The organism is Streptomyces sp. NPDC096324, assembly GCF_044763015.1.
In the GTDB taxonomy this organism is placed as follows: domain Bacteria; phylum Actinomycetota; class Actinomycetes; order Streptomycetales; family Streptomycetaceae; genus Streptomyces.
Genome location: NZ_JBIWFK010000005.1, coordinates 616,362 through 638,117, shown reverse-complemented (window position 1 = coordinate 638,117; position 21,756 = coordinate 616,362). Strand labels below are relative to the sequence as shown.

Below are 21,756 nucleotides of genomic sequence, written 5' to 3'. Positions count from 1 at the left end.
GGACCGGTCAGTCGTACGCGCGCAGGTGGTCGTACGCCAGACCGAGGGCGCCGCGGAGCATCAGGACGGCTCCGGCGACGATCCAGCCGCCGCTGTGCCGCCGGATCCCCCAGGCGGTGAGCGGAAGGCCCACGGCGAGCTGGGCCGTGGCGAGGGTGCGGGCCCTGGGGCCGCGCAGCCAGGGCCCGAGACCGCCGCTCTCCACGACGTCGAGTTCGGCACCGACCGCGGCACGCCAGCCGTTCCACTCGATCTGCTCGGCGTCCGGCAGGATCCGGACCGCGTCACGCAGCCGTTCCACGGGTTCTCCGGGATCGGCCCCGGCCGGGAGGATCACCCCCGCGCGCGTGAGGACGGCGAACAGCCCGCTCACGCGCGCGTGCGCGTCGGCCACGGGGTCGGGCCGCGTCAGCGGCTCCAGCAGTTGCATGTCGAGCACCGGGTCGAGGCCCAGCCGGGCGGCGAAGGTGCGCATCGCCTCGTCCTCGCCGACCGGGGTGCCGTTCGCCAGCCACTCGTAGCCCACGGTGCGCCGGAAGCCCGAGGCCAGGGTGAAACCGCTGCGGTCGGTGTCCCACCACAGCGCGAGGACGGGCCAGGGCGCGCCGACGGCGAGCGCCGCGGCCCAGCCGGTGAGCACGCGGTCGACGGGTTCCGCGCCGTCCTGCCAGGGCTTGCCCTCGGGGACCAGCACACTCCAGTCGGGGCCCGCTCCGGCGAGCAGCATGCGCTCGCGCAGCAGTTGGACGGCGGGGCCGACCGACTCCGGGCGGGCCCGGCACAGCAACAGGGCGCCGGGGGCCGGACGGCCGCCCCTGGACACGCCGGAGGGACCGGTGGGAGTCGACATAGCCCCACTTTAGGGCGAATTGCCCGCTTCGACGCACCCATGATCCCCAGAACGGGTGTCTTGACTTTGCGTATCCGCGATATATCGTGAATACGGAAGACGCGATATGCCGCGTCGAGTTCGGGCTCGCACGAGGGTCCGGTCCGGTCGAGGAGGTCTGCACCATGTCCGAGTGGTCCGTGACAGAGCCGAGGAAGCTCTCCTTCGACGGCCCCGTCCAGACGCTGCACGTACGCATCGTCAACGGAACAGTGAACGTCGTGGGGACCGACGAGGGTTCCGCCCGGCTGGAGGTGTCCGAGCTGGACGGCCCCCCGCTCCAGGTCACCCAGGAGGGCGGCACGCTCACGGTCGCCTATGACGACCTTCCCTGGAAGGGCTTCCTGAAGTGGCTCGACCGCAAGGGCTGGCGCCGTGCGGCCGTGGTCTCCCTGACCGTCCCGACCCGCACGCACGTCGAGGTGGGCGTGGTCGGCGCCGCCGCCGTGATCTCGGGGACGGACGGACGGGTCCAGGTCAAGGGCGTCACCGGAGACACCACGCTCGTCCGTGTCGCCGGCCCCGTGCGTGTGGAGACCGTCTCGGGGAACCTGGAGGCGCAGGCCGTCACCGGCGACCTCCACTTCAACTCCGTCTCCGGCGACCTGACCGTCGTCGAGGGCTCCGGCACCTCCGTGCGGGCCGAGTCGGTGAGCGGTTCGATGATCGTGGACCTCGACGCCACGGGCTCCCCCACCGACGTCCGGCTGTCGAACGTCTCGGGCGAGATCGCCATCCGGCTCCCCCACCCCGCGGACGCCGAGGTGGAGGCGAACACCGCGAGCGGCAGCGTCTCCAGCGCCTTCGAGGACCTGCGGGTCAACGGCCAGTGGGGCGCCAAGAAGATCACCGGCCGGCTCGGCGCGGGCAACGGCAGACTGCGGGCGATGACGGTCTCGGGCTCGATCGCCCTGCTGCGCAGGCCCCCGACGGAGGACGAACCGTACGAGGACGTTCCCGAACCTCGGGACACGGCCCCGCCGACCGGCCCGGACACGACCGCGGACACCGCCCCGGGCGCGACCACGGACACCGCCTCGGACGGCACGGCGGCGGGCTCGACAAGCGGCTCGGCGGACGACGGGGCGAGCGGCCCCACGACCGGCAGCACCGATGACGAACCCGGTTCCGCGACCGGCGGCACCGACGAGGCGGCCGGTGACTCCGCCACCGCCACGACGGCCGGCGCGGCAGGCGGCACACCGGGCGACGACGCCACCGAGGGCCGGACGGCCGGCTCGACCGACAAGAAGGTGCTCTGACATGGCCCCCGTCTTCGCCCACGGCCGACTGCGCCTGTACCTCCTCAAGCTGCTGGACGAGGCCCCGCGCCACGGATACGAGGTGATCCGCCTCCTGGAGGAGCGCTTCCAGGGCCTGTACGCGCCCTCGGCGGGCACCGTCTACCCCCGGCTGGCGAAGCTGGAGGCCGAGGGACTCGTCACCCACACCTCCGAGGGCGGCCGCAAGGTGTACGCGATCACCGACGCGGGCCGCGCCGAACTGGCCGACCGGAGCGGCGAGCTGGCCGATCTGGAGCTGGAGATCCGCGAGTCGGTCGCGGAGCTCGCGGCGGAGATCCGCGCGGACGTCCGGGGCGCGGCCGGTGATCTGCGCCGCGAGATGCGGGCGGCGGCCACCGAGGCACGGCACGGCTCCGGGGCGGGCGCCCGGCCGAAGCAGCACGCCGATCCGGCGGGCGGGCCCGGCCTCGACGACTTCCAGGACAAGGAGTCGTGGCGGGCGGCGAAGGAGGAGATGCGGCGCGTCCGTCAGGAGTGGAAGGAACAGGCCCGCCGCGCGAAGGACGAGAGCCGCCGCGCCCGCGACGAGGCGCAGCGCGCCCGCCGCCAGGCCAAGGAGGCCCAGGAGAAGGCCCGTGCGCAGGCCCAGGAGGAGATGCAGCGCATGGCCAAGCGCGTCCAGGACCAGGTCCAGGATCATTTCGCGCGGGGTGACTGGCCGACGGGCGTGCGCGAGGGACTGACCGAACTGGCCAAGGAGTTCGGCGACTTCGGGAAGAACTTCGGCAAGGACTTCGGGAAGGATCTCGGCAAGGACTTCGGCTTCGGCCGCACGCCTTCCGGAGCGCCCGTGGACGCGGAGTACTCGGCCACGCCGGAGGACTTCCCCGCCGCGTACGAACCGGCCTGGGCCCACGAGGACTCCACGGGCGAACCCGCCCGGGACCTCGACCGGCTGCTGGACCGCTTCCGTGACGACATCCGCGACACGTCCCGCGACCACGGGATCACCGAGGACCAACTCCGCGATGTCCGCCGCCACTTGTCGGCGGCGGCGGCCCACATCGGCTCGACGCTGCGAAGCAGGCGCCCGTAGCTCTCCCCCGGGCGCCGAGCACATGGCCGGCGGGACCACGAACACGGCCCCGCCACCCCGCTCGGCCCCGGCCCCGACCTCACTGGGGCCCGCCCCTCTCCACTCCGACGACCTGGGCCGGGACTTCCCTCGGCCCGGGGTCCAGGCGGGTCCGCCCAGGTCACGCGGGCCCGCGTGGCTCACTCCGGACCCCACCCCGGCCGGACCAGCGCGGTCCCGCGGCCGCAGCCTCACAGGACCGTCACCGATCACGCCCGCCCGCCGCCGGCGATCACCCCGCCTCCGCCACCCCGGTCTCGCCGGCCGGTCCGGATTCGCCGTACAGCACGCGTGTCACCGATGCGTAGGTGACGTTGTGGTCGGCCAGTACCTCGGCGGCGACCCCGCCCCGCAGGGTGACCGCCAGGAGCAGGTGTTCGTCCCCGATGTGCCGGTCCCGACGGGCGGCGGCGATCCGCAGGGCTCGTACCAGCACGTCCTTCGCCTCCTGCCCGAAGGGCCGTCGGCGGGCCCGCCTGCCGTTCGCCCCGCGCCTGCCCGACTCCAGCGCCCCTTCCCCGTGCGCCTCCTCGATCCGGGAGATGATCTCCGACAGGTCGATTCCGAGCCCGGAGAGGGCGTCCGCGTCGGCACGCGAGAGCCCGCCCCTGCGCCGCGCCTCGGCGAGGTCCCGTTCCAGCGACTCCCGGAACCCGGACTCCCCGAGCGAGGAGAGGGCGAAGGAGGCCCTGCTGCCCTCCCGGTCCAGGAGGGCCAGCAGCATGTGCTCCTCCTCGACCGTCTCGGCGCCCACCCGCTCGGAGTGCGCCACCGCGCCCTCGACGACGGCACGCGCATCCTTGGTGAAGCGTTCGAACATCACTGCCTCCCGTACTTCTTGTGCACGGCCTGCCTGCTCACTCCGAGTTCCGCGGCGATCTCCTGCCACGACCAGCCTTGATGGCGCGCACTGCGCACCTGTACCGCCTCCAACTGCTCCAGCAGCCTCCGCAGCGCGGAGACCGCCCGCAGCCCGATCCGCGGATCGCGATCACCCGCGCGCTCGGCAAGATCCGTTGCTTCGGTCATGATGTCAACTTACGTTGACACTCCCCTCCTGTCAACCGAGATTGACACTTTCGACGCCCGGGCGTCCACGCCAAGCAAAACGGCGGGCCCGGAGTACCCGGACCCGCCGTTCGTGTGTTCTCGCGCCCCGGGTCTCAGCTCGCCGTCAGCACGATCTTGCCGAACAGGTCGCCGGACTCCAGCCGTTCGAAGCCCTCGCGGGCCCGGTCGAGCGGCAGCACCTCGTCGACGACGGGCCGCACACCGGTGGCCGCGCAGAAGGCCAGCAGATCCTCCAGCTCGTCCTTCGTGCCCATGGTCGAGCCGACCACCTTGAGCTCGAGGAAGAAGATCCGCGTCAGCTCGGCGTGCGAGGGACGGTCCCCGCTGGTGGCGCCCGAGATGACGACGGTCCCGCCGGGACGCAGCGACTTGACCGAGTGCGACCAGGTGGCGGCGCCGACCGTCTCGATGACCGCGTCGACCCGCTGCGGCAGCCGCGCCCCGGACTCCAGGGCCTCGACGGCACCGAGTTCGAGGGCCCGCTTGCGCTTGGCCTCGTCCCGGCTGGTCGCGAAGACCCGCAGGCCGGCGGCCTTGCCGAGCACGATCGCGGCGGTGGCGACGCCTCCGCCGGCCCCCTGGACGAGGACGGAATCGCCGGGGCGTACACCGGCGTTGGTGAACAGCATGCGGTACGCCGTCAGCCACGCGGTCGGCAGACAGGCGGCCTCCGCGAAGGACAGCTCCTTGGGCTTCGGCAGCACGTTCCAGGTCGGTACGGAGACCTGCTCGGCGAAGGTGCCCTGGTAGCGCTCGGTAAGGATGGACCGGGGCTCCTCGGGGCCGACCCCGTGCCCACTCTGGCCGATGACGGAGTGCAGGACGACCTCGTTGCCGTCCTCGTCGACTCCTGCGGCGTCGCAGCCGAGGATCATCGGCAGTTTGTCCTCGGCGAGGCCGACTCCGCGCAGCGACCACAGGTCGTGGTGGTTGAGGGAGGCGGCCCGTACGTTCACGGTCGTCCAGCCCGGCCTCTGTCCGGGGGCCGGGCGCTCCCCCAACTCCAGGCCGTTCAGCGGCTGGTCACGGTCGATTCGGGCGGCATAGGCAGCGAACATGACCTTGACGATAGGCTCCGCCCCCGGCCGGGGGAACCGCCTCCGTCTGTGACACGTCCCCCACCGACCGGGTGGCCCCGCGCACAGCCGGAGCTCGCCCCCGGGAACGATGGGGGTCCCCCCTGGTCGAGCGAAGCCGAGACCTTGGGGGAGGGCAGGGGCGAAGGGGGCGAGAAAACGGACCCCGCCGGGAGGAAGCCTCCAGGCGGGGTCACGGTGAGCCTCGGCTCAGCGGCGGGCGACACCCTCGGCCCGGGCGGCGGCAGCCACCGCGGCCGTCACCGCCGGAGCCACCCGCTCGTCGAACGGCGAGGGGATGACGTAGTCCGCGGCGAGGTCGTCCCCGACGACCGCGGCCAGCGCGTCGGCGGCGGCGATCTTCATGCCCTCGGTGATCCGGGAGGCCCGGACCTGGAGCGCACCGGCGAAGATCCCCGGGAAGGCCAGCACGTTGTTGATCTGGTTCGGGAAGTCCGACCGCCCGGTCGCGACGACGGCCGCGTACTTGTGGGCGATGTCGGGGTGCACCTCGGGGTTCGGGTTGGCCATCGCGAAGACGAAGGCCCCCTTCGCCATGGAGGCGACCGCCGGCTCGGGAACCGTACCGCCGGAGACGCCGATGAAGACGTCGGCGCCCGCGAGCGCCTCCTCCAGCGAACCGGAGATCCCCGCCTTGTTGGTGATCTCCGCGAGCTCGCGCTTGACGTCCGTCAGGTCGTCCCGGTCACGGGACACGACGCCCTTGCGGTCGGCGACCGCGACATCGCCGAGACCCGCCTCCAGCAGGAACTTGGCGATGGCGATACCCGCCGCGCCCGCGCCGGAGATCACCGCGCGCAGGTCGCCGAGCGAGCGCCCGGTGAGCCTGGCGGCGTTCCGCAGGGCCGCGAGGGTGACGACCGCCGTCCCGTGCTGGTCGTCGTGGAAGACGGGAATGTCCAGCCGTTCCTGGAGCCGGCGCTCGATCTCGAAGCACCGCGGTGCCGAGATGTCCTCCAGATTGACGCCGCCGAACGAGGGAGCGAGCCGGACCACCGTCTCGACGATCTCGTCGACGTCCGTGCAGGCGAGGGCGAGCGGCACCGCGTCCACTCCGCCGAACTGCTTGAACAGGATGGCCTTGCCCTCCATGACGGGGAGCGAGGCCTCCGGGCCGATGTCACCGAGCCCGAGCACTGCCGTGCCGTCGGTCACCACAGCGACCACGGACGACTTCCACGTGTAGTCGTGGACGAGTTCCGGCTGCTCGGCGATCGCGCTGCACACCTTCGCGACGCCGGGCGTGTAAGCCAGGGACAGGTCGTCCTTGTTGCGGACGGGCACCGTGGCTTGCACAGCCATTTTGCCGCCGCGGTGCAGCGCGAAAGCCGGGTCGAAGGAATCGAGGGGCTCTGCCCCGCCTTCGTGATCCGTACTGCTGTCGCTGCGAGGATTGACGATCTCCGCTGCCACTTTGTTTTACCCCTTAAGTCTTCAATATCGAGGGTGGCCACTCCTGGTTGAGGGGTGGGCGGGCACCGCGCAGGCCCTGCCGCCGTGGTTGCGTACGGGCCGCTGCGCGACGGGCGCGCCGCACACGCGCCCTGAGCCCCGGATGAGGGGTGTAAAGAACCTTCTTACCGGACGGACCGTGCCGAGGACGAGTCCATAGAACCAAGATCACACGCCGGTGAGATGACTCATGCCTTGATCCATTGACACGTCCGGACATGTCCTCGTTCGGACAAGAGTGCCGTGTAGCGGTCTTCCGCCTGTTGCGATGTACCGAAGATCTTCCGGCCGGAAGGAGGGATTCCCGCACATGATCCGGCCGTACACGATCACCCGGTGATGCTTCGGGGGTCACCCGTTATCCGATTTTGACATAGCGGTCACCCTGAATCTCGCGGTCCGAATGGCAAGATGCCGTCATTACACGAGGTCGCGACACTCGAAGGTGTGTGTTTCCGTCGACCTATCGGCTACTCCCTGATCCGCCGGAGGAACCCTCATGACCGCACGCACCACCCGTCGTAGCAAGGCCGCTCAGTCCCGGATAGCAGCGGTCGGCGCGATCGCGGTCGCCGGCGCCCTGATCCTCACCGGTTGCGGTGACCAGACCAAGAACGACTCGAGCAGCTCGTCCAGCACGAGCACGGCGCCGCTGGCCGACAAGCTGCCCAAGGCGATCCGCGACGCGGGCGTCATCAAGGTCGGCTCGGACATCGCCTACGCGCCTGTCGAGTTCAAGGACAGCTCCGGCAAGGTCGTCGGCATCGACCCCGACCTGGCCGCGGCCATGGGCAAGCAGCTCGGCGTGAAGTTCGACTTCCAGAACGGCACCTTCGACACGCTGCTCACGGGCCTGCGCTCCAAGCGCTACGACATGGCGATGTCCGCCATGACGGACACCAAGGACCGTCAGGAGGGCATCGACTCGGACACCGGCAAGAAGGTCGGCGAGGGCGTCGACTTCGTCGACTACTTCACCGCCGGTGTGTCCATCTACACCCCCAAGGGCAAGACCCAGGACATCAAGACCTGGGCCGACCTGTGCGGCAAGAAGATCGCGGTGCAGCGCGGCACGGTCTCGGAGGACCTCGCCAAGTCCGAGTCCAAGAAGTGCACGGGCGGCAAGAAGATCGCCATCGAGGCGTACGACAACGACCAGCAGGCCCAGACCCGGCTGCGCGGCGGTGGCGCCGACGCCGGTTCCTCGGACTTCCCGGTCGCCGCGTACGCGGTGAAGACCTCGGGCGGTGGCAAGGACTTCGAGATCGTCGGCGACCAGGTCGAGGCGGCGCCTTACGGCATCGCGGTCGCCAAGTCCAACACTCAGCTTCGTGACGCCCTCCAGGCCGCCCTGGACGCCATCATCAAGAACGGCGAGTACGACAAGGTCATCGCGAAGTGGGGCGTCGACGCCGGCGCCGTGAAGACGGCCGTGGTCAACGGCGGCAAGTGACCGCGGAACCGAGCGGGCACTGAAAGGCGCAACTCCCGTGACTGTTGACATCGACAAGACGGCGGGCCCGGAGGACACTCCCCCGGCCGGACCGGAAGCCATCAGGGCGATCCCGGTCCGGCACTACGGGCGGTACGTCTCCGCGGTCATCGCGATCGCACTCCTGGTCTCCGTGATCTACGCCTTCTCCCAGGGCAAGATCAACTGGGGAGCGATCCCCGACTACTTCTTCGACCACCGCGTCATCGACGGCGTCCTCAAGACGCTGCTGCTGACGGCTCTCTCGATGGTGATCGGCATCGGCGGCGGCATCCTGCTCGCCGTGATGCGGCTGTCGAAGAACCCGGTGACCTCGTCCATCGCGTGGTTCTACATCTGGTTCTTCCGCGGTACGCCGGTCCTCGTGCAGTTGGTGGTCTGGTTCAACCTGGGCCTGGTGTTCACGTACATCAACCTCGGTCCGATCTACAAGGACTACTGGTCCAGCTTCATGACGCCGCTGCTGACGGCGCTGCTGGGTCTGGGCCTGAACGAGGCCGCGTACATGGCCGAGATCTGCCGGGCCGGTCTCCTCTCGGTCGACGAGGGCCAGACCGAGGCCTCGCAGGCCCTGGGCATGAGCCACAGCAAGACCCTGCGCCGGATCGTCATCCCGCAGGCGATGCGCGTGATCGTTCCCCCCACGGGCAACGAAGTCATCAACATGCTGAAGACGACCTCGCTGGTCGCCGTGATCCAGTACTCCGAACTGTTCCGCGTGACCCAGGACATCGGCCAGACCTCGGGTGCCCCGGTCGAGATGCTGTTCCTCGCCGCCGCCTGGTACCTGCTGCTGACCTCGGTGTTCAGCGTCGGTCAGTACTACCTCGAGCGGTACTACGCCCGGGGCAGCAGCCGCAGCCTCCCGGCAACACCGTTCCAGAAGATCAAGTCCCACATGCTGTCGCTGGGCCGTCCGAAGGGAGGCATGGCATGACCGCCAACGTGACCAAGGCGGACTCCGCCACGGCGATGGTCAAATCCGAAGGGGTCCACAAGTACTTCGGCCCCGTCGAGGTCCTCAAGGGCATCGACCTGGAGGTGAAGTCCGGCGAGGTGTTCTGCCTCATCGGCCCCTCCGGCTCCGGCAAGTCCACGTTCCTCAGGTGCATCAACCACCTGGAGAAGGTCACCGCCGGCCGCCTGTACGTCGACGGGGAGCTGGTCGGCTACCGCCAGAAGGGCGACAAGCTCTACGAGCTCAAGGACAGCGAAGTCGCCCTGAAGCGCCGGGACATCGGCATGGTCTTCCAGCGCTTCAACCTGTTCCCGCACATGACGGCCGTCGAGAACGTCATGGAAGCGCCGATCCAGGTGAAGGGCGCCAAGAAGTCCGACGCCCAGAACCGCGCGATGGAGCTGCTCGAGCGCGTCGGCCTGTCCGACAAGGCGAAGAACTACCCCTCGCAGCTCTCCGGTGGCCAGCAGCAGCGCGTGGCGATCGCCCGCGCGCTGGCGATGGACCCGAAGCTGATGCTCTTCGACGAGCCGACCTCGGCGCTGGACCCGGAGCTGGTCGGTGACGTCCTCGACGTCATGCGCGACCTCGCCGAGTCCGGCATGACGATGGTCGTCGTCACGCACGAGATGGGCTTCGCCCGCGAGGTCGGGGACAGCCTGGTCTTCATGGACGGCGGTGTGGTCGTCGAGTCCGGCAACCCGCGCGACGTCCTGACGGACCCGCAGCACGAGCGCACGAAGTCGTTCCTGTCGAAGGTCCTCTGACCGGGACGCTTGCGCTCCCGAGCGCAGGAACAAGGGGCGGTACGGATCTCCCGTACCGCCCCTTCCTCATGCCCCCCGTTCCCCCGTGTTCACGCCCTGTCCGCTACTTCAGCAGGGCGGGGTTCTGGATCAGCTTGGTCAGCTGGGCCCGGGTCAGCGGTGGGGTCTTCAGCAGGGGGCCGAGCTGGCCCTTGCCCTGGAAGCCGGTGCTGGCCCGTACCTGGAGGAAGCCGCCGTCCTTCAGTACCAGGCGCGCGTCGAACTCCCGTCCCCCGGCCGGAACCGGGTGCAGGGCCGGATCGGCCGGGGGCAGCTCCCAGACGGCCAGGAGAGCGCCGTTGGACAGCTTCTGCGTGGTGCAGCCGATGCGCCCGTCCTTGGGGGCGTCCTTGCAGGGGTTCCCCAGACCCTTGCCGCCCGTCTTCGCCGTGATCTCGGCCCCGGTGACCACCCCGACGGTGATGTAGCCGACCCCGCCGGGACGGCCGACGGCGTAGTCACCGTCGTACGGCCCGACCGGCTTGGGCTGCTGGGCCTTCGGCGCCTGCTTGAACAGACGCACCAGTGAGATCTCGCTGATCTTCCCGGTCCCGGCCGGGAGCAGTTTCGCGAAACGCCCCGCCTTGGTCGTGTACTCCCCCGCGGTGGGCGTGCTCGCCACCCCGGCCCGGTGTCCGGTGTCCAGCACTCCGGGTCCGAGGACCAGGCCGGCCGCGGCGAAGGCCGCGACGACACCGGTGGCCGCCGCGCGCCGCCGCCACCGCACCCGCGAGGCCTTCGCGAAGACGGTCTCGCTGCCGCGGCTGCCGGGCACCTGGACCTCGTCCACCGCCCGTCCCAGCAGTTCCCTCACGTACTCCTGCTCCAGTTCCTGGTTCACGCGTATTCCTCCCGCACCGCGGCCCTCAGCGCCGCGAGTCCCCTGGCCGTGTGGCTCTTGACCGTGCTCTCGCGCATGTCGAGCACCTGGGCCGTGGCGGCCACGCTCAGGTCCTCCCAGTAGCGCAGGACGAGCACGGCCCGTTGCTTCGGCGCGAGTTCCGCGAGCGCGGCCCGCACCATGAGTCCGGTGTCGCTGTCGACCGACCGCCCCGCCACGTCCGGCACCTCGCCGTACGCGTGCTCGCGCCGCCAGAACCGGCGGCGGGCGGAGATGAAGGTGTTGACCAGCGTCTTGCGCGCGTAGGCCTCGAGACTTTCGAGGCGTCCGTGCCGCCGCGCGCCGAGGACGACCTTCACCAGGGTCGTCTGGACGAGGTCCTCGGCCTCGTCGCGATTGCCGCACAGCAGATAGGCACTGCGGAACAGCGCCGCCCGTCTGCCCTCCACGAAAGCGTGCAGAGCGGCTTCGTCGCCGCGCGTCATCCCGCCCCCTTCCCGGCCCGCGCTCGCGGACCGTCTCACCCTTCCAGTGCGGCGGGAGGGGCCGCAGGACGCGGTGGAGGCGGTACGGATTCTCCGTACCGCCTCCAACAGGGCTCGCGGGGGCTCTACTTGACCGCGAGGACCAGCGCGTCCGAGGGGGAGCGCCACACCGGGCGGGCCTCGCCGAAGCCCTGTTCGCGCAGTACGCGCGCGTGCCAGTCGGCGGAGGGTGTGTCCCCGTCGGCGTGCTCGCCGTAGATCTCGAAGCGGCGGGCGGTGGGTCCGGCGAGGACCGGGTCCTGGGCGGCCACCTCCCACCATTCGGCCCAGTCGAGGGCGCCGATCCGCCTGGCCTGGTCCATGCGGGCGTGCCGCTGGGCGCGGTCGGCCGCGTTGATGCGGGGTGTCGTCTCGTCGATCATGTGGTCGGCGTTCATGAACACGCCGCCCTCGCGGACGAGTTCGGCGATCTGGCCGTAGAGGACGGTGAGGGATTCGCTGTGCAGCCAGTGCAGGGCGGTGGCGGTCAGGACGGCGTCGTACGTGTCGTACGGCAGCCGGTCACGCCACTGGGGGTCCTTGAGGTCGGCGGTGACGAGGGAGACCCGGTCGTCACCGGCGAAGGTGCCCTCGGCGATGGTGAGGAGGGCGGGGTCGAGGTCGACGCCGGTGCTGGTGGCCCGGGGGAAGCGGGCGAGCAGCCGGGCGGTGATGGTGCCGGTGCCGCAGGCGAGGTCGAGGACGCGGGGCTCGGGTCCGACGAGCGCCTCGGTCATGTCGAGCATCACCCGGAAGCGGTCCTCCCGGTCCGGCATGTACCACTCCTGCTGCCGGTCCCAGCTCTGCTGCCAGGCACGCCAGTCGGTTCCGGTGCCGATGGCCATGAAAGCCCCTCCTCCAGTCGACCACGTAATACCCTGTAAGCGCGATCAGCTGTTACCTGACCACCGTCACGACGATAGAGCGCCTCCGTAAGGACTACAAGTGGAACTGGCCTATTACTCGGATTACGCCGTCCGTCTCGTCAACACCGAGGAACCGGCCCGGGGCAAGGACTCACTGACCTCCGTCGAGGCCGTCCGTGACCTGTTCGGGGGCAACGCCTCGGCGGCCCGCCGCGCCGCGGAGGCCGACGTCACCCGCTTCCGTTCGGTACGGGGGCGGCTGCGCGCGGTCTTCGAGGCCGCGGCCGGCGGCGACGAGACGCTCGCCGTGGACCTGCTGAACTCGCTGCTCCTCGAATTCCCGGTGAGCCCGCAGATCTCGGGGCACGACCACCGGGACGACGACGGCCGCCCGCTGTGGCACATGCATCTGGCGGATCACCCGTCGAACGCGACCGCGGGCTACGCGGCGATCGCGGCGATGGGCCTCGCCTTCCATCTGACCGAGTACGGCGTGGATCGTCTCGGCCTGTGCGAGGCCGCCCCGTGCCGCAACGCCTACCTGGACACCTCGACCAACCGCTCCCGGCGCTACTGCTCGGACCGCTGCGCGACCCGCGCCAACGTCGCGGCCTACCGGGCCCGCAAGCGCCTGGAGGCGGACCGGGCGGCGAGCACGGGCCTGGCAGCCACCAGCACCCAGCGGACGACGGCGAACGGCGAACGCTGACCCGCCGCCGGCGGCCGGAAACGGAACCGCACCTTCCCGAGGACGAGTTCCTCGGGGACGGTTCCGTAGTCGGTGCTGTCCCCACCCGCGAACGCGTTGTCCCCGAGCACCCACCAGCCGCCCTCACGCCGTTCCGCGATCCGCTTCACGACGAGCAGGTCCTGCTGGAAGGGGTGCCGCAGGACCACGACGTCTCCCGGCCGCACCCTCGCCCCCCACTGAACGACCAGCCGATCCCCGTGCCGGAGTGTGGGCACCATCGAAGGGCCCGTCACCTCCGCCGCCCCGAACGGCAGCAGAGCCTTCCCCCGCTCGGTCTCCTGCGACAGCTCCGGCATCAACGGCACCTCCCCGGTCCTATCCTCCACCAGTCCCAGTCTCACCCCGGACTTTTGTCCTAAGCCCATGGGGGCACCCGCGAAATACCCTCTCCCACGGAGTAATGTCCCACCTGAGAAGACGATCACGAGGAAGGACAGCTCAATGCTCTCCCGCCTGTTTGCCCCCAAGGTCAAGGTCAGCGCGCACTGCGACCTGCCCTGCGGCGTGTACGACCCGGCCCAGGCCCGCATCGAGGCGGAGTCGGTCAAGGCCGTTCAGGACAAGATGGCCGGCAACGACGACCCGCACTTCCAGGCTCGCGCCATTGTCATCAAGGAGCAGCGCGCCGAGCTCGCGAAGCACCACGTGTCGGTGCTCTGGAGCGACTACTTCAAGCCCCCGCACTTCGAGAAGTACCCGGAGCTGCACCAGCTCGTCAACGACACCCTCAAGGCCCTCTCGGCCGCGAAGGCGTCCACCGACCCGGCGACGGGACAGAAGGCGCTGGACTACATCGCCCAGATCGACAAGATCTTCTGGGAGACCAAGAAGGCCTGACCTTCGCCCGGGCCGTCCGAACCGCGTCCGCGCGGATCGCGTCGCCCTCCTGTCCGCACCCGGTCCCCGGGCCGCCGTTCTCGGCGACCCGACGGTCCGGGTGCGTACTGCTTTCCGGGGTCGTACGGGGCGGTCGGCGTCCTCGATCACACGGGTAGCTGACGCATCTCGATCACCCGCAGGCCCAGGGCCTGGAACCGGGTGAGCAGTCCGTAGAGGTGGGCGTCGTCGATCACGGTGCCGAAGAACAGGGTCTGTTCCTTCGTACGGACCCTGTCGAGTTCGGAGAAGGCCGAGGCGAGCGTGTCCGAAACAATGCCGGCGATGCGGAATTCGTAGCGCATACGAGCACTTCCCTCGGGGCCGGGGCGCGGGGTCCGCTGCGATGCCCTGCCATCGTCGGCCGCGCGCACCGATGTGGCATCCCCCGGTGCGGGCGACATCCGCCCACCTCGGCACACTCCCGCTCGCACCCTCGCCCCTCCACCTTCCTCCCGCGCCCCGGCACCGTGCCCGCCGGGCGCGGGGAAGACGCCGAAAAATCCCGACGAGGGCCCGAAAAGGGCTTGGGAAATCCCGGAAGGGTGAGCGGAGGGCGCTCCGCGGCACTCCCGGGGGCCGGTATCCGCCCTTCCGCGGGTGACGCGAGGGTGCCCGGCGGCCCCCGCGCGAGCTCACCCGCGGAGGGTGATCCGGCGGGGCGGGGGGTGACCGCACTCTGGAGCCGAGGCAAGACGTCCGGCGTCAGAGAGGGCACCGCTCATGGCCTGCATCCAGCGGCAGATCCGGCCCGTGCCGGGTGTGCCGTGCTCCGGGCCCGTCCGCCACGGCCCGAAGGACCCCGGACCCGGGCCGTCCTTCGCCGCGCCGTGGCCCCCGGGACCCGGGCGGCGCAGGCCGTCGACGCGGCCGGCACCGCCCCCGGACGACGCCCCCGACGTCGCGCCGATCACGCCGAGTACACCGGACGACGCCGTCACGGCCCGTCCCGTGTGTCCGGGGGGTCCCGCTCGCCCCCCGCCTTCGAGCGTCTGTCCGCGGCGGACACCGCGGCACCGTCACCGTCCGCCGCACCACCGCGCTCTGCGCACCGACCCGCCAGGCCCTGCCGACCGGCCGCGAACACAGGACGGCCGGGCCCGGGCGGAATCCCCGAGATCGCGACCCGGCGCCCGGCGACAGTTCGATCCGCCCGACACCAAGGCAACGCTCGCGGAGATGTCGCACAACCGACAGGAGTTCGACCATGAACGGCTCGACGGTCAATCTGGCAGCGGACTACCCCCTGCTGCAGGTCTTCTGGACCACGATGTGGTTCTTCCTCTGGATCCTCTGGTTCATGCTGCTGTTCCGCGTCATCGGGGACATCTTCCGCGACGACGAGCTGAACGGCTGGGGCAAGGCGGGCTGGTGCGTCTTCGTCGTCATCCTGCCCTTCCTGGGCATCTTCGTGTACCTGATCGCGCGGGGCCGCGGCATGGGTGAGCGCGAGATGCGGCGCATGCAGAAGAGCCAGGAGGACATGAACACCTACATCCGCGAGACGGCCGGCTCCTCCACCGGCAAGGCCGACGAACTGGCGAAGCTCGCGGACCTCAAGAACCACGGCCACATCACGGCCGAGGAGTTCGAGAAGGCCAAGGCCAAGGTCCTCGCCGCCTGACGGCACGGACACCCCGCGCACGCACGGCCACCGCCGTCCCCCGGGCCAGTGATCCCCCGGGGGGCGGCGGTTCCGTGTGCCATTCTGGGGATGTGGCGAATCCCCGACCGCTCGACGACCTGGTCCGGCTGCGGCAGGCGCGCGACCGGATGAACCGCGCGTACGCGGAGCCGTGGGACATGGCCACGCTCGCGCGCACCGCGCTGATGTCGCCCGGACACTTCCAGCGGAGTTTCCGGGAGGCGTTCGGCGAGACGCCGTACACCTATCTGATGACCCGCCGGATCGAGCGCGCGAAGGCGCTGCTGCGGCGCGGCGACATGACGGTGACCGAGGTGTGCTTCGCGGTGGGCTGCACCTCGCTCGGTTCGTTCAGCTCGCGGTTCACGGAACTGGTGGGCGAGACCCCGAGCGCGTACCGGGCCCGCCCGCACGACCACGGCGCCCCCATCCCCTCCTGCGTGGCCCGCCGGCTCACCCGCCCGGCCCGCCACCCCAACCCGGAGGCGGAACCGGGCACCCGCCTGTGAGACCCGCAGTCCGGACTCACGGCCTAGGTTGGACGCATGGATCTGAAACTGTCCCAGTGCTTCATCTCCGTCGACGACCACGACAAGGCGCTCGCCTTCTACCGTGACGTGCTGGGCCTGGAGGTCCGGGGTGACGTCGGGTTCGAGGGAATGCGGTGGGTCACCGTCGGTTCGCCGCTCCAGCCGGACGTGGAGATCGTCCTGGAACCGCCGGCGGCGGACCCGGACGCCTCCCCCGCGGACAAGCAGGCCATGGCCGCCCTACTGGCCAAGGGGATGCTGCGCGGAGTGATCTTCTCGACGACCGACTGCGACGAACTCTTCGAGCGGGTCCGCGCCTCGGGCGCCGACGTCGTCCAGGAGCCCGAGGACCAGCCGTACGGCCTGCGGGACTGCGCGTTCCGCGACCCGGCGGGCAACCTCCTACGCTTCGCGCAGAAGCGCACGGCCGGCTGACAGGGCGGCCGGGGGGCGGCGCGCGGGCGGGATCGGCCGGGAGGGACACTACGTCCGTGTGGTCCGCGGGCCCGAGGCGCCCGCGGAGCGAACCGTCCGACCCCTCCGAGGAGCCACCCGTGCCGTCCGCGCGCCCCCGCGTCCTGTTCATCAGCGACCTGGCCTATCCGGCCAAGGGGCGGCGGTACTGCGACGAGGACATCGTCCTGACCTCGCGGCTGCGCGAGGAGTTCGACATCGCCGTCTGCCACCCGCTGGACGCGGCCGCGCTGATGACCGGCTTCGACGCCGTGGTCGTCCGCAACAGCGGACCCGTCCTGCACTACCAGGCCGCGTACGACGCGTTCCGCGAACGGGCGCTCGCGGAGGGGGTCCGCGTCCACAACCAGCTCTCGGGCAAGGGGGACATGGCCGGCAAGGGCTACCTGCTGGAGCTGACCGCGGCCGGGTTCCCCGTCATCCCGACCGTCGACCGCGCCGAGGACCTGGACCTGCTGCCCGAGGCCGGCCTGTACGCGGTGAAGCCGAAGCAGGGGGCCGACTCCATCGGCCTGGAGTTCGTGCCGCGCGAGAGGCTCGCCGCCCTGCCGTTCGGCGACCTCCTCGTCCAGCCGCGCGTCGAGTTCCGCTACGAGGTGTCGTTCTACTTCGTCGACCACACCCTGCAATACGCCCTGTACGCGCCCGACCCGGAGCGGCGCTGGGCGCTGGAGCCCTACGAACCCACCGACGAGGACCGGGAGTTCGCGCAGCGCTTCATCGAGTGGAACGACATCGCGTACGGCATCCAGCGCGTCGACGCCTGCCGGGCCCCCGGAGGCGAGCTGCTGCTCGTCGAGCTGGAGGACCTCAACCCTTATCTCTCCCTGGACGTCCTCTCCCCCGAGGCCCGGGACGCCTTCGTCGCGCGGATGAAGACCTCGCTGCGCGCCCTGATCGCCGAGGAGGCGGAATGAACCGTACGGACGTCGCGCCGGGAACGCCCCGGTGACCCCGCGGCCGGCCATCCGGTGGACCCACGTCTTCGTCGACCGGCCCGCGGCGGACCTCGGACGGGCCCTCGGCTTCTGGACGGCGGTCACCGGCACGAGGCTGTCCGAACCCCGGGGCGACCGGGGCGAGTTCGTGACACTGCTGCCCGCCGAGGGCGACGCCTACGTGAAGGCGCAGGGCGTCCGGGAGGGGCCCGGGGGCGCGCATATGTGCCTGTCCGTGGAGGACGTACCGGCGCTGGTGGAGTGGTCGCTGCGACTCGGTGCCACGGTCGTCGCGGACCACGACGGCTGGTCCGTACTGCGGTCCCCCGGAGGGCAGTTGTTCTGCGCGGTGCCGTGGAACGGCGACTCGGCGCGGCCGCCGGTGACCGAGGGGCCGGACGGGGCGACGAGCCGGCTCGACCAGGTGAGCATCGACCTGGCGCCGGGTGTGTACGACGCGGAGACCGTCTTCTGGAGCGAGCTCACGGGGTGGGAGTCCCGCCCCGGGGCGTTCCCGGAGTTCCATCTGATCAGGCCGCCCGCCGGGCTGCCGCTGCGCGTCCTGTTGCAGCGCCTCGGCACCGAACGCCCCACCTCGGCGCATCTGGACCTGGCCTGCTCTGACGTCGACGCGGTCCGGGCCCGTCACGAGGCCCTGGGAGCGACGGCGGTCGGCCGGGGCGCGCGCTGGACGGTGATGCGGGACCCCGCCGGCGGCACCTACTGTCTGACCGGCCGCGATCCCGCGACGGGCAGCCTGCCCTAGGGCCGGAGAGGCCCTAGGGACCGGTCGCGTAGACGCAGAGGACTGCCCTGCCGTCACCCGCGCTCGGACAGGGGGGCGTCGGGGAGGCCGGGGCCTCGGGGCCGCCGTGCTCGGAGTTGTACCAACCGGTGGGCGGCGGCGGCTCCGCCGAGGCCTGGAGCCGTAGCGTGAGAACGCCGCCGCCGATCACGGCGACCGCCCACACCACCAGGATCCGGCGCCACACCCGGCGCCGTCCCCCCGACGCCGTCACGCCCGAGCCGCCCCGCTCTGGTCCCAGGCCTCCACGTCCACGACCGCGTCCACCGTGATGGGCCCGTAGATGTGGGGGAACTCCTCCCCGCCGGGGGCCATCGCCTCGAAGCGGACCGGCGCCGTGAGCCGTTCGGCGTCGACCACGAGGACGACGAGTTCGTCGGGACCTGTGTAGGAGCCGTACACCATGGCGGCCACGGCGGGGAGTTGACGGCGCAGCGAGCAGTGGATGAAGCCCTCCTCCTGGAGGGTCCGGCCGCGGGTGGAGATCTCGAAGGTGCCCGACGCGCGGGCCGCTTCCCACAGGGAACGCTCGGTCAGATGCAGCAGGGGTTCGGACATGCGGACCACGCTACGACCGCAGGCGCGCCGCCCGCACCTCCAAATAGCGGCGCTCGGGCAGGCTGAGGGTCTTGGCCGCGGCCGACGCGTAGGCCTCACGCGCCGCGTCGGGTTCGCCCGCCCGCTCCAGCAGATGGCCGCGGACCGCGTCCAGCCGGTGTCCGGCGGCCGACTCGCCCTCCAGTCGGTCGAGTTCGGCGAGGGCGGCGCGCGGCCCGTGCACCATGGCCACGGCGACCGCGCGGTTGAGGTGTTCGACGGGGCCGGGGACCCGGCGGACGAGGAGGTCGTACAGGCCGAGGATCTCGGTCCAGTCCGTCGCCTCCGGGGTGGGTGCCTCGTCGTGGACCGCTGCGATCGCGGCCCGGAGCGCGTAGGGACCGGCCGGACCCAGCGCCAGCGCCTCTGTCACCAGCGCCACGCCCTCCTCGATCGCCGCCCTGTCCCAGCGGGCGCGGTCCTGTTCGTCGAGGGGTACGAGCTCTCCGTGCGGGCCGGTCCGCGCGGCGCGCCGGGCGTCGGTGAGCAGCATCAGCGCGAGCAGTCCGGTCACCTCGCCGTCCTCGGGCAGCAGGTGCCGGACGGTGCGGGTCAACCGGATGGCCTCGTGGGCGAGTTCGGCACGCTGGAGCGCCGCGCCGGAGGTCGCGGTGTAGCCCTCGTTGAAGATCAGGTAGAGGGTGTGCAGGACGGCGGGGAGCCGTTCCTCCCAGTGGTCGGGGCGGGCGAGACCGACGCCCCGGATCCGCTGCTTGGCCCGGCTGATCCGCTGCGCCATGGTCGCCTCGGGCACCAGGTAGGCCCGCGCGATCTCCGCCGTGGTCAGGCCGCCGACCGCGCGCAGGGTGAGCGCGATCTGCGCGGCCGGGGACAGGGCGGGATGGCAGCACAGGAAGAGGAGGGAGAGGGTGTCGTCCTGCGACGGGGCGCGGTCCGCGCCCGGCGGCGGCGCCGTGAAGGCGTCCCGCGGTGTCAGCGCCGCGGCCCTCTCCTCCCGCAGCCGCCGTGCCTCCTCCGCGCGCAGGGCGTCGACGAGCCGCCGCGAGGCGACCTTGATCAGCCATCCGCGGGGGTTGTCCGGCACTCCCTTTCCGGGCCACTGCCGGGCGGCGGCGAGCAGCGCCTCCTGTGTGGCGTCCTCGGCCGCGTCGAAGTGCCCGTAGCGGCGGACGAGCGCGCCGAGGACCTGCGGCGCGTGGCGGCGCAGCAGGTCCTCGGTCGTGTCCCTCATGCCGCTCAGATGTCACCGGCCCCGTCCTGGATGGGACGGATGACGACGGGGCGGCCGGTCTGGCCCTCGGGACCCGGGCACCGGGTCACCCGCTCGGCGATCTCGGTGACCCGCTCCAGGCTCGCGCAGTCGACCACCCAGTAGCCGGCCATCAGCTCCTTGGTCTCGCTGTACGGGCCGTCGGTGATCACGGCCTTGCCGTCGGGGCCCAGGGCCACCTGACGGGCCAGTGCCGGGTCGGTCAGCCCCTGGGCGTCGACGAGCTCGCCGGACTCGGAGAGGTCGTCGCTGATCGCGCCCATGTAGGCGTACATGGCCTGCAGTTCCTGTTCGCTCCAGGCCGGGGACCCCTCGGACGCCTTGCCCCGCATGGCGTCGTAGTCGGCGTGTGTTCCCTGCACCATCACCAGGTACTTCATGAGTCCGCTCCTTCGGCTTCCTCGGCTCGGACCGCCCGTGGTGGGCGGCTCTCACAGGGGACGTCGGAGCCGGCCCGCGTTTCTCTACACGTTCCGCGCGCGACTTCGCACGACGACGTGCCGCGACGCGCGGTGCCCGTCAGGGCTGCTCCGCCGCGGCCTCCTCCGGCAGGTCGTGCCCGTGCTCCGGTTCCTGGCCCCGCCCGTGTCCGGGCACGGCCTCGTGTCCGGGCACGGGCTCGTCCGTGCAGGCGGCGCAGTCCGGGTTGTGGCAGGGTCCGGGACCCCATTTGGGCACCCAGGCGCCCAGGGTCTTGTACCGGTGCACGATCGTGGCCACCGGTTGCCCGCATTCTGGACATACATGCTCATCCGTGCCCATGCCTTCAGGGTAGGACGGCGGACCCGCCGCTTCCTGTCGTACGTCCCTCGCCGGGCCGGGCCGGGCCGGGTGCGGACAGGACCCGGCCCGTTCCTAGGCCTGGGTCCGTCCCGTCGGACGCGGCTCGCGCCACATCGGCCACATCCGCGGGCCGTCGGGCAGGTCGAGGGGGCGGCCCGCGAGCGCGAAGCCGAGCCGTTCGTACAGGGCGCGGCTGCGGGCGTTGCTCGCCTCCAGGTAGGCGGCCAGCCCCTCACGGTCGCAGCGGTCGAGGACCGACTCGATCAGCGCGCCGCCGAGGCCTTCGCCCTGGCGCTCCGGCGTCACCCCGATCATCCACAGGTACGCGTGGGCCCGCCCCTCGGGGTGGATCCCGGCCGTCAGCCGGCCGATCAGCTCGACGCGTTCGTTGTCCGGGTCGACGGCCGCGCGGAGCTGCGCGGGGCCGTCCTCGTCCGCCCCGTCGCCCCGGCCGTTCTCACCGTCACCCTCGCCGTCGTGGTTCCCGCCGACGGGGACGGACAGCCACAGGGCGCACGCCGAACCGTCCTCGGCCAGATCGATGCGCCCATCGGCGAGCACGACATCGGTGAACGCCGCCATCAGCGCGGGGTGCTTCGCGCGGCGCCGCGCCGGATCGGGGAAGACCCAGTTGCTCACCGGATCGTCCTGGAAGGCCTCGTCCAGCAGCCGGACGACCCGCTCCCGGTCCGCCTCGCCCGCCACCCGGATCGCCACACCCATGACCAGCCCCGCCCTTCGCCCCAACCAG

The 21,756-nt window shown here is 71.4% G+C and carries 28 protein-coding genes; 12 read left to right on the top strand and 16 right to left on the bottom strand.

Translation table 11 applies throughout. The features are described 5' to 3' along the window. Positions 1-7 precede the first annotated feature (7 nt). Positions 8-850 carry a hypothetical protein gene (locus ACIQ7M_RS16970; RefSeq protein WP_403644482.1) on the bottom strand — a complete coding sequence of 281 codons (843 nt, stop codon included), beginning with the start codon at positions 848-850 and terminating at the stop codon, positions 8-10. 164 nt (positions 851-1,014) lie between these two features. Here ACIQ7M_RS16970 and ACIQ7M_RS16965 point away from each other — a divergent pair, with 164 nt between their 5' ends. Together ACIQ7M_RS16965 and ACIQ7M_RS16960 are read left to right on the top strand one after the other, a co-directional pair. Beyond that, entirely contained in the window at positions 1,015-2,151 is a 1,137-nt protein-coding gene (locus ACIQ7M_RS16965; RefSeq protein ID WP_403644479.1) for a DUF4097 family beta strand repeat-containing protein, read from the top strand. Between the two features lies 1 nt (position 2,152). Continuing rightward, the gene (locus ACIQ7M_RS16960; protein WP_389847018.1) at positions 2,153-3,229 is read left to right on the top strand and encodes a helix-turn-helix transcriptional regulator; all 1,077 of its coding nucleotides are present in this window, start codon (positions 2,153-2,155) and stop codon (positions 3,227-3,229) included. A gap of 271 nt (positions 3,230-3,500) precedes the next feature. On the opposite strand, the gene ACIQ7M_RS16955 is transcribed toward ACIQ7M_RS16960, so the two are convergent. The 4 genes from ACIQ7M_RS16955 to ACIQ7M_RS16940 form a co-directional block, all read right to left on the bottom strand. Then, positions 3,501-4,088 carry a Clp protease N-terminal domain-containing protein gene (locus ACIQ7M_RS16955; protein WP_389847020.1) on the bottom strand — a complete coding sequence of 196 codons (588 nt, stop codon included), beginning with the start codon at positions 4,086-4,088 and terminating at the stop codon, positions 3,501-3,503. Continuing rightward, positions 4,088-4,297, bottom strand: coding sequence for a helix-turn-helix domain-containing protein (locus tag ACIQ7M_RS16950; RefSeq protein ID WP_148010429.1), 210 nt, complete (start codon positions 4,295-4,297; stop codon positions 4,088-4,090). Before ACIQ7M_RS16950 ends, ACIQ7M_RS16955 begins: the two co-directional genes overlap by 1 nt. Before the next feature lie 134 nt (positions 4,298-4,431). Next, entirely contained in the window at positions 4,432-5,397 is a 966-nt protein-coding gene (locus ACIQ7M_RS16945) for a zinc-binding dehydrogenase (RefSeq protein WP_403644475.1), read from the bottom strand. 228 nt (positions 5,398-5,625) lie between these two features. Continuing rightward, entirely contained in the window at positions 5,626-6,849 is a 1,224-nt protein-coding gene (locus tag ACIQ7M_RS16940; protein WP_355764857.1) for an NADP-dependent malic enzyme, read from the bottom strand. A 538-nt stretch (positions 6,850-7,387) separates the two neighbouring features. Here ACIQ7M_RS16940 and ACIQ7M_RS16935 point away from each other — a divergent pair. The 3 genes from ACIQ7M_RS16935 to ACIQ7M_RS16925 are packed head-to-tail and all read left to right on the top strand — an operon-like array spanning position 7,388 to position 10,105. Further along, positions 7,388-8,341 (top strand): ABC transporter substrate-binding protein, encoded by a 954-nt coding sequence (locus tag ACIQ7M_RS16935; RefSeq protein WP_386985803.1) that lies wholly within the window; start codon positions 7,388-7,390, stop codon positions 8,339-8,341. A gap of 37 nt (positions 8,342-8,378) precedes the next feature. After that, positions 8,379-9,317 (top strand): amino acid ABC transporter permease, encoded by a 939-nt coding sequence (locus ACIQ7M_RS16930; RefSeq protein WP_403644471.1) that lies wholly within the window; start codon positions 8,379-8,381, stop codon positions 9,315-9,317. Further along, positions 9,314-10,105 (top strand): amino acid ABC transporter ATP-binding protein, encoded by a 792-nt coding sequence (locus ACIQ7M_RS16925; protein WP_386985799.1) that lies wholly within the window; start codon positions 9,314-9,316, stop codon positions 10,103-10,105. Before ACIQ7M_RS16930 ends, ACIQ7M_RS16925 begins: the two co-directional genes overlap by 4 nt. A 103-nt stretch (positions 10,106-10,208) precedes the next feature. Here ACIQ7M_RS16925 and ACIQ7M_RS16920 read toward each other — a convergent pair whose 3' ends face one another. From ACIQ7M_RS16920 to ACIQ7M_RS16910, 3 genes are all read right to left on the bottom strand, one after another. Next, positions 10,209-10,985 carry a hypothetical protein gene (locus tag ACIQ7M_RS16920; RefSeq protein ID WP_403644467.1) on the bottom strand — a complete coding sequence of 259 codons (777 nt, stop codon included), beginning with the start codon at positions 10,983-10,985 and terminating at the stop codon, positions 10,209-10,211. Further along, positions 10,982-11,470 carry a sigma-70 family RNA polymerase sigma factor gene (locus ACIQ7M_RS16915; protein ID WP_403644464.1) on the bottom strand — a complete coding sequence of 163 codons (489 nt, stop codon included), beginning with the start codon at positions 11,468-11,470 and terminating at the stop codon, positions 10,982-10,984. The genes ACIQ7M_RS16920 and ACIQ7M_RS16915 overlap by 4 nt, the downstream gene beginning before the upstream one ends. Positions 11,471-11,595: 125 nt before the next feature. Then, entirely contained in the window at positions 11,596-12,354 is a 759-nt protein-coding gene (locus ACIQ7M_RS16910) for a class I SAM-dependent methyltransferase (protein WP_403644461.1), read from the bottom strand. A gap of 100 nt (positions 12,355-12,454) precedes the next feature. On the opposite strand from ACIQ7M_RS16910, the gene ACIQ7M_RS16905 reads away from it, so the two are divergent. Then, positions 12,455-13,084 (top strand): CGNR zinc finger domain-containing protein, encoded by a 630-nt coding sequence (locus ACIQ7M_RS16905; protein WP_355764836.1) that lies wholly within the window; start codon positions 12,455-12,457, stop codon positions 13,082-13,084. Here the strand turns inward: ACIQ7M_RS16905 and sodX are convergent. Continuing rightward, positions 12,988-13,422, bottom strand: coding sequence for a nickel-type superoxide dismutase maturation protease (gene sodX / locus ACIQ7M_RS16900; RefSeq protein ID WP_403644589.1), 435 nt, complete (start codon positions 13,420-13,422; stop codon positions 12,988-12,990). The two genes, ACIQ7M_RS16905 and sodX, sit on opposite strands and share 97 nt — an antisense overlap. A 145-nt stretch (positions 13,423-13,567) precedes the next feature. On the opposite strand from sodX, the gene sodN reads away from it, so the two are divergent. Next, positions 13,568-13,963 (top strand): superoxide dismutase, Ni, encoded by a 396-nt coding sequence (gene sodN, locus ACIQ7M_RS16895; protein ID WP_339131416.1) that lies wholly within the window; start codon positions 13,568-13,570, stop codon positions 13,961-13,963. A 146-nt stretch (positions 13,964-14,109) separates the two neighbouring features. On the opposite strand, the gene ACIQ7M_RS16890 is transcribed toward sodN, so the two are convergent. Beyond that, positions 14,110-14,307: a hypothetical protein gene (locus ACIQ7M_RS16890; RefSeq protein ID WP_326785570.1), complete on the bottom strand. Its 198-nt coding sequence runs from the start codon at positions 14,305-14,307 to the stop codon at positions 14,110-14,112. A 902-nt stretch (positions 14,308-15,209) separates the two neighbouring features. Between ACIQ7M_RS16890 and ACIQ7M_RS16885 the strand changes: the two genes are divergently transcribed. The 5 genes from ACIQ7M_RS16885 (at position 15,210) to ACIQ7M_RS16865 (ending at position 18,355) form a co-directional block, all read left to right on the top strand. Beyond that, on the top strand, positions 15,210-15,626 hold the full coding sequence (locus ACIQ7M_RS16885) for an SHOCT domain-containing protein (RefSeq protein ID WP_403644457.1): 417 nt from the start codon (positions 15,210-15,212) through the stop codon (positions 15,624-15,626). Positions 15,627-15,775: 149 nt separating this feature from the next. After that, a complete protein-coding gene (locus ACIQ7M_RS16880) occupies positions 15,776-16,156 on the top strand; it encodes a helix-turn-helix transcriptional regulator (RefSeq protein ID WP_355764899.1) in 381 nt (126 codons plus the stop codon). Between the two features lie 36 nt (positions 16,157-16,192). Further along, positions 16,193-16,612, top strand: a complete 420-nt coding sequence (locus ACIQ7M_RS16875) for a VOC family protein (RefSeq protein WP_355764829.1) — start codon at positions 16,193-16,195, stop codon at positions 16,610-16,612. 119 nt (positions 16,613-16,731) lie between these two features. Beyond that, positions 16,732-17,568, top strand: coding sequence for a hypothetical protein (locus tag ACIQ7M_RS16870; protein WP_403644454.1), 837 nt, complete (start codon positions 16,732-16,734; stop codon positions 17,566-17,568). A gap of 31 nt (positions 17,569-17,599) precedes the next feature. Continuing rightward, positions 17,600-18,355: a VOC family protein gene (locus ACIQ7M_RS16865; protein ID WP_386985789.1), complete on the top strand. Its 756-nt coding sequence runs from the start codon at positions 17,600-17,602 to the stop codon at positions 18,353-18,355. A 13-nt stretch (positions 18,356-18,368) separates the two neighbouring features. Here the strand turns inward: ACIQ7M_RS16865 and ACIQ7M_RS16860 are convergent, their stop codons facing one another. From ACIQ7M_RS16860 to ACIQ7M_RS16835, 6 genes are all read right to left on the bottom strand, one after another. After that, entirely contained in the window at positions 18,369-18,608 is a 240-nt protein-coding gene (locus ACIQ7M_RS16860) for a hypothetical protein (protein ID WP_389847038.1), read from the bottom strand. Beyond that, positions 18,605-18,952: a DUF952 domain-containing protein gene (locus ACIQ7M_RS16855; RefSeq protein WP_355764818.1), complete on the bottom strand. Its 348-nt coding sequence runs from the start codon at positions 18,950-18,952 to the stop codon at positions 18,605-18,607. Before ACIQ7M_RS16855 ends, ACIQ7M_RS16860 begins: the two co-directional genes overlap by 4 nt. Before the next feature lie 10 nt (positions 18,953-18,962). Beyond that, complete coding sequence (locus ACIQ7M_RS16850; protein ID WP_386985783.1) at positions 18,963-20,183, bottom strand: RNA polymerase sigma factor; 1,221 nt, start codon at positions 20,181-20,183, stop codon at positions 18,963-18,965. A gap of 5 nt (positions 20,184-20,188) precedes the next feature. Continuing rightward, a complete protein-coding gene (locus tag ACIQ7M_RS16845; RefSeq protein WP_386985781.1) occupies positions 20,189-20,602 on the bottom strand; it encodes a YciI family protein in 414 nt (137 codons plus the stop codon). 139 nt (positions 20,603-20,741) lie between these two features. After that, positions 20,742-20,942, bottom strand: a complete 201-nt coding sequence (locus ACIQ7M_RS16840; protein ID WP_403644449.1) for a hypothetical protein — start codon at positions 20,940-20,942, stop codon at positions 20,742-20,744. A gap of 135 nt (positions 20,943-21,077) precedes the next feature. Then, complete coding sequence (locus ACIQ7M_RS16835; RefSeq protein ID WP_403644446.1) at positions 21,078-21,728, bottom strand: GNAT family N-acetyltransferase; 651 nt, start codon at positions 21,726-21,728, stop codon at positions 21,078-21,080. Positions 21,729-21,756: the final 28 nt, after the last annotated feature.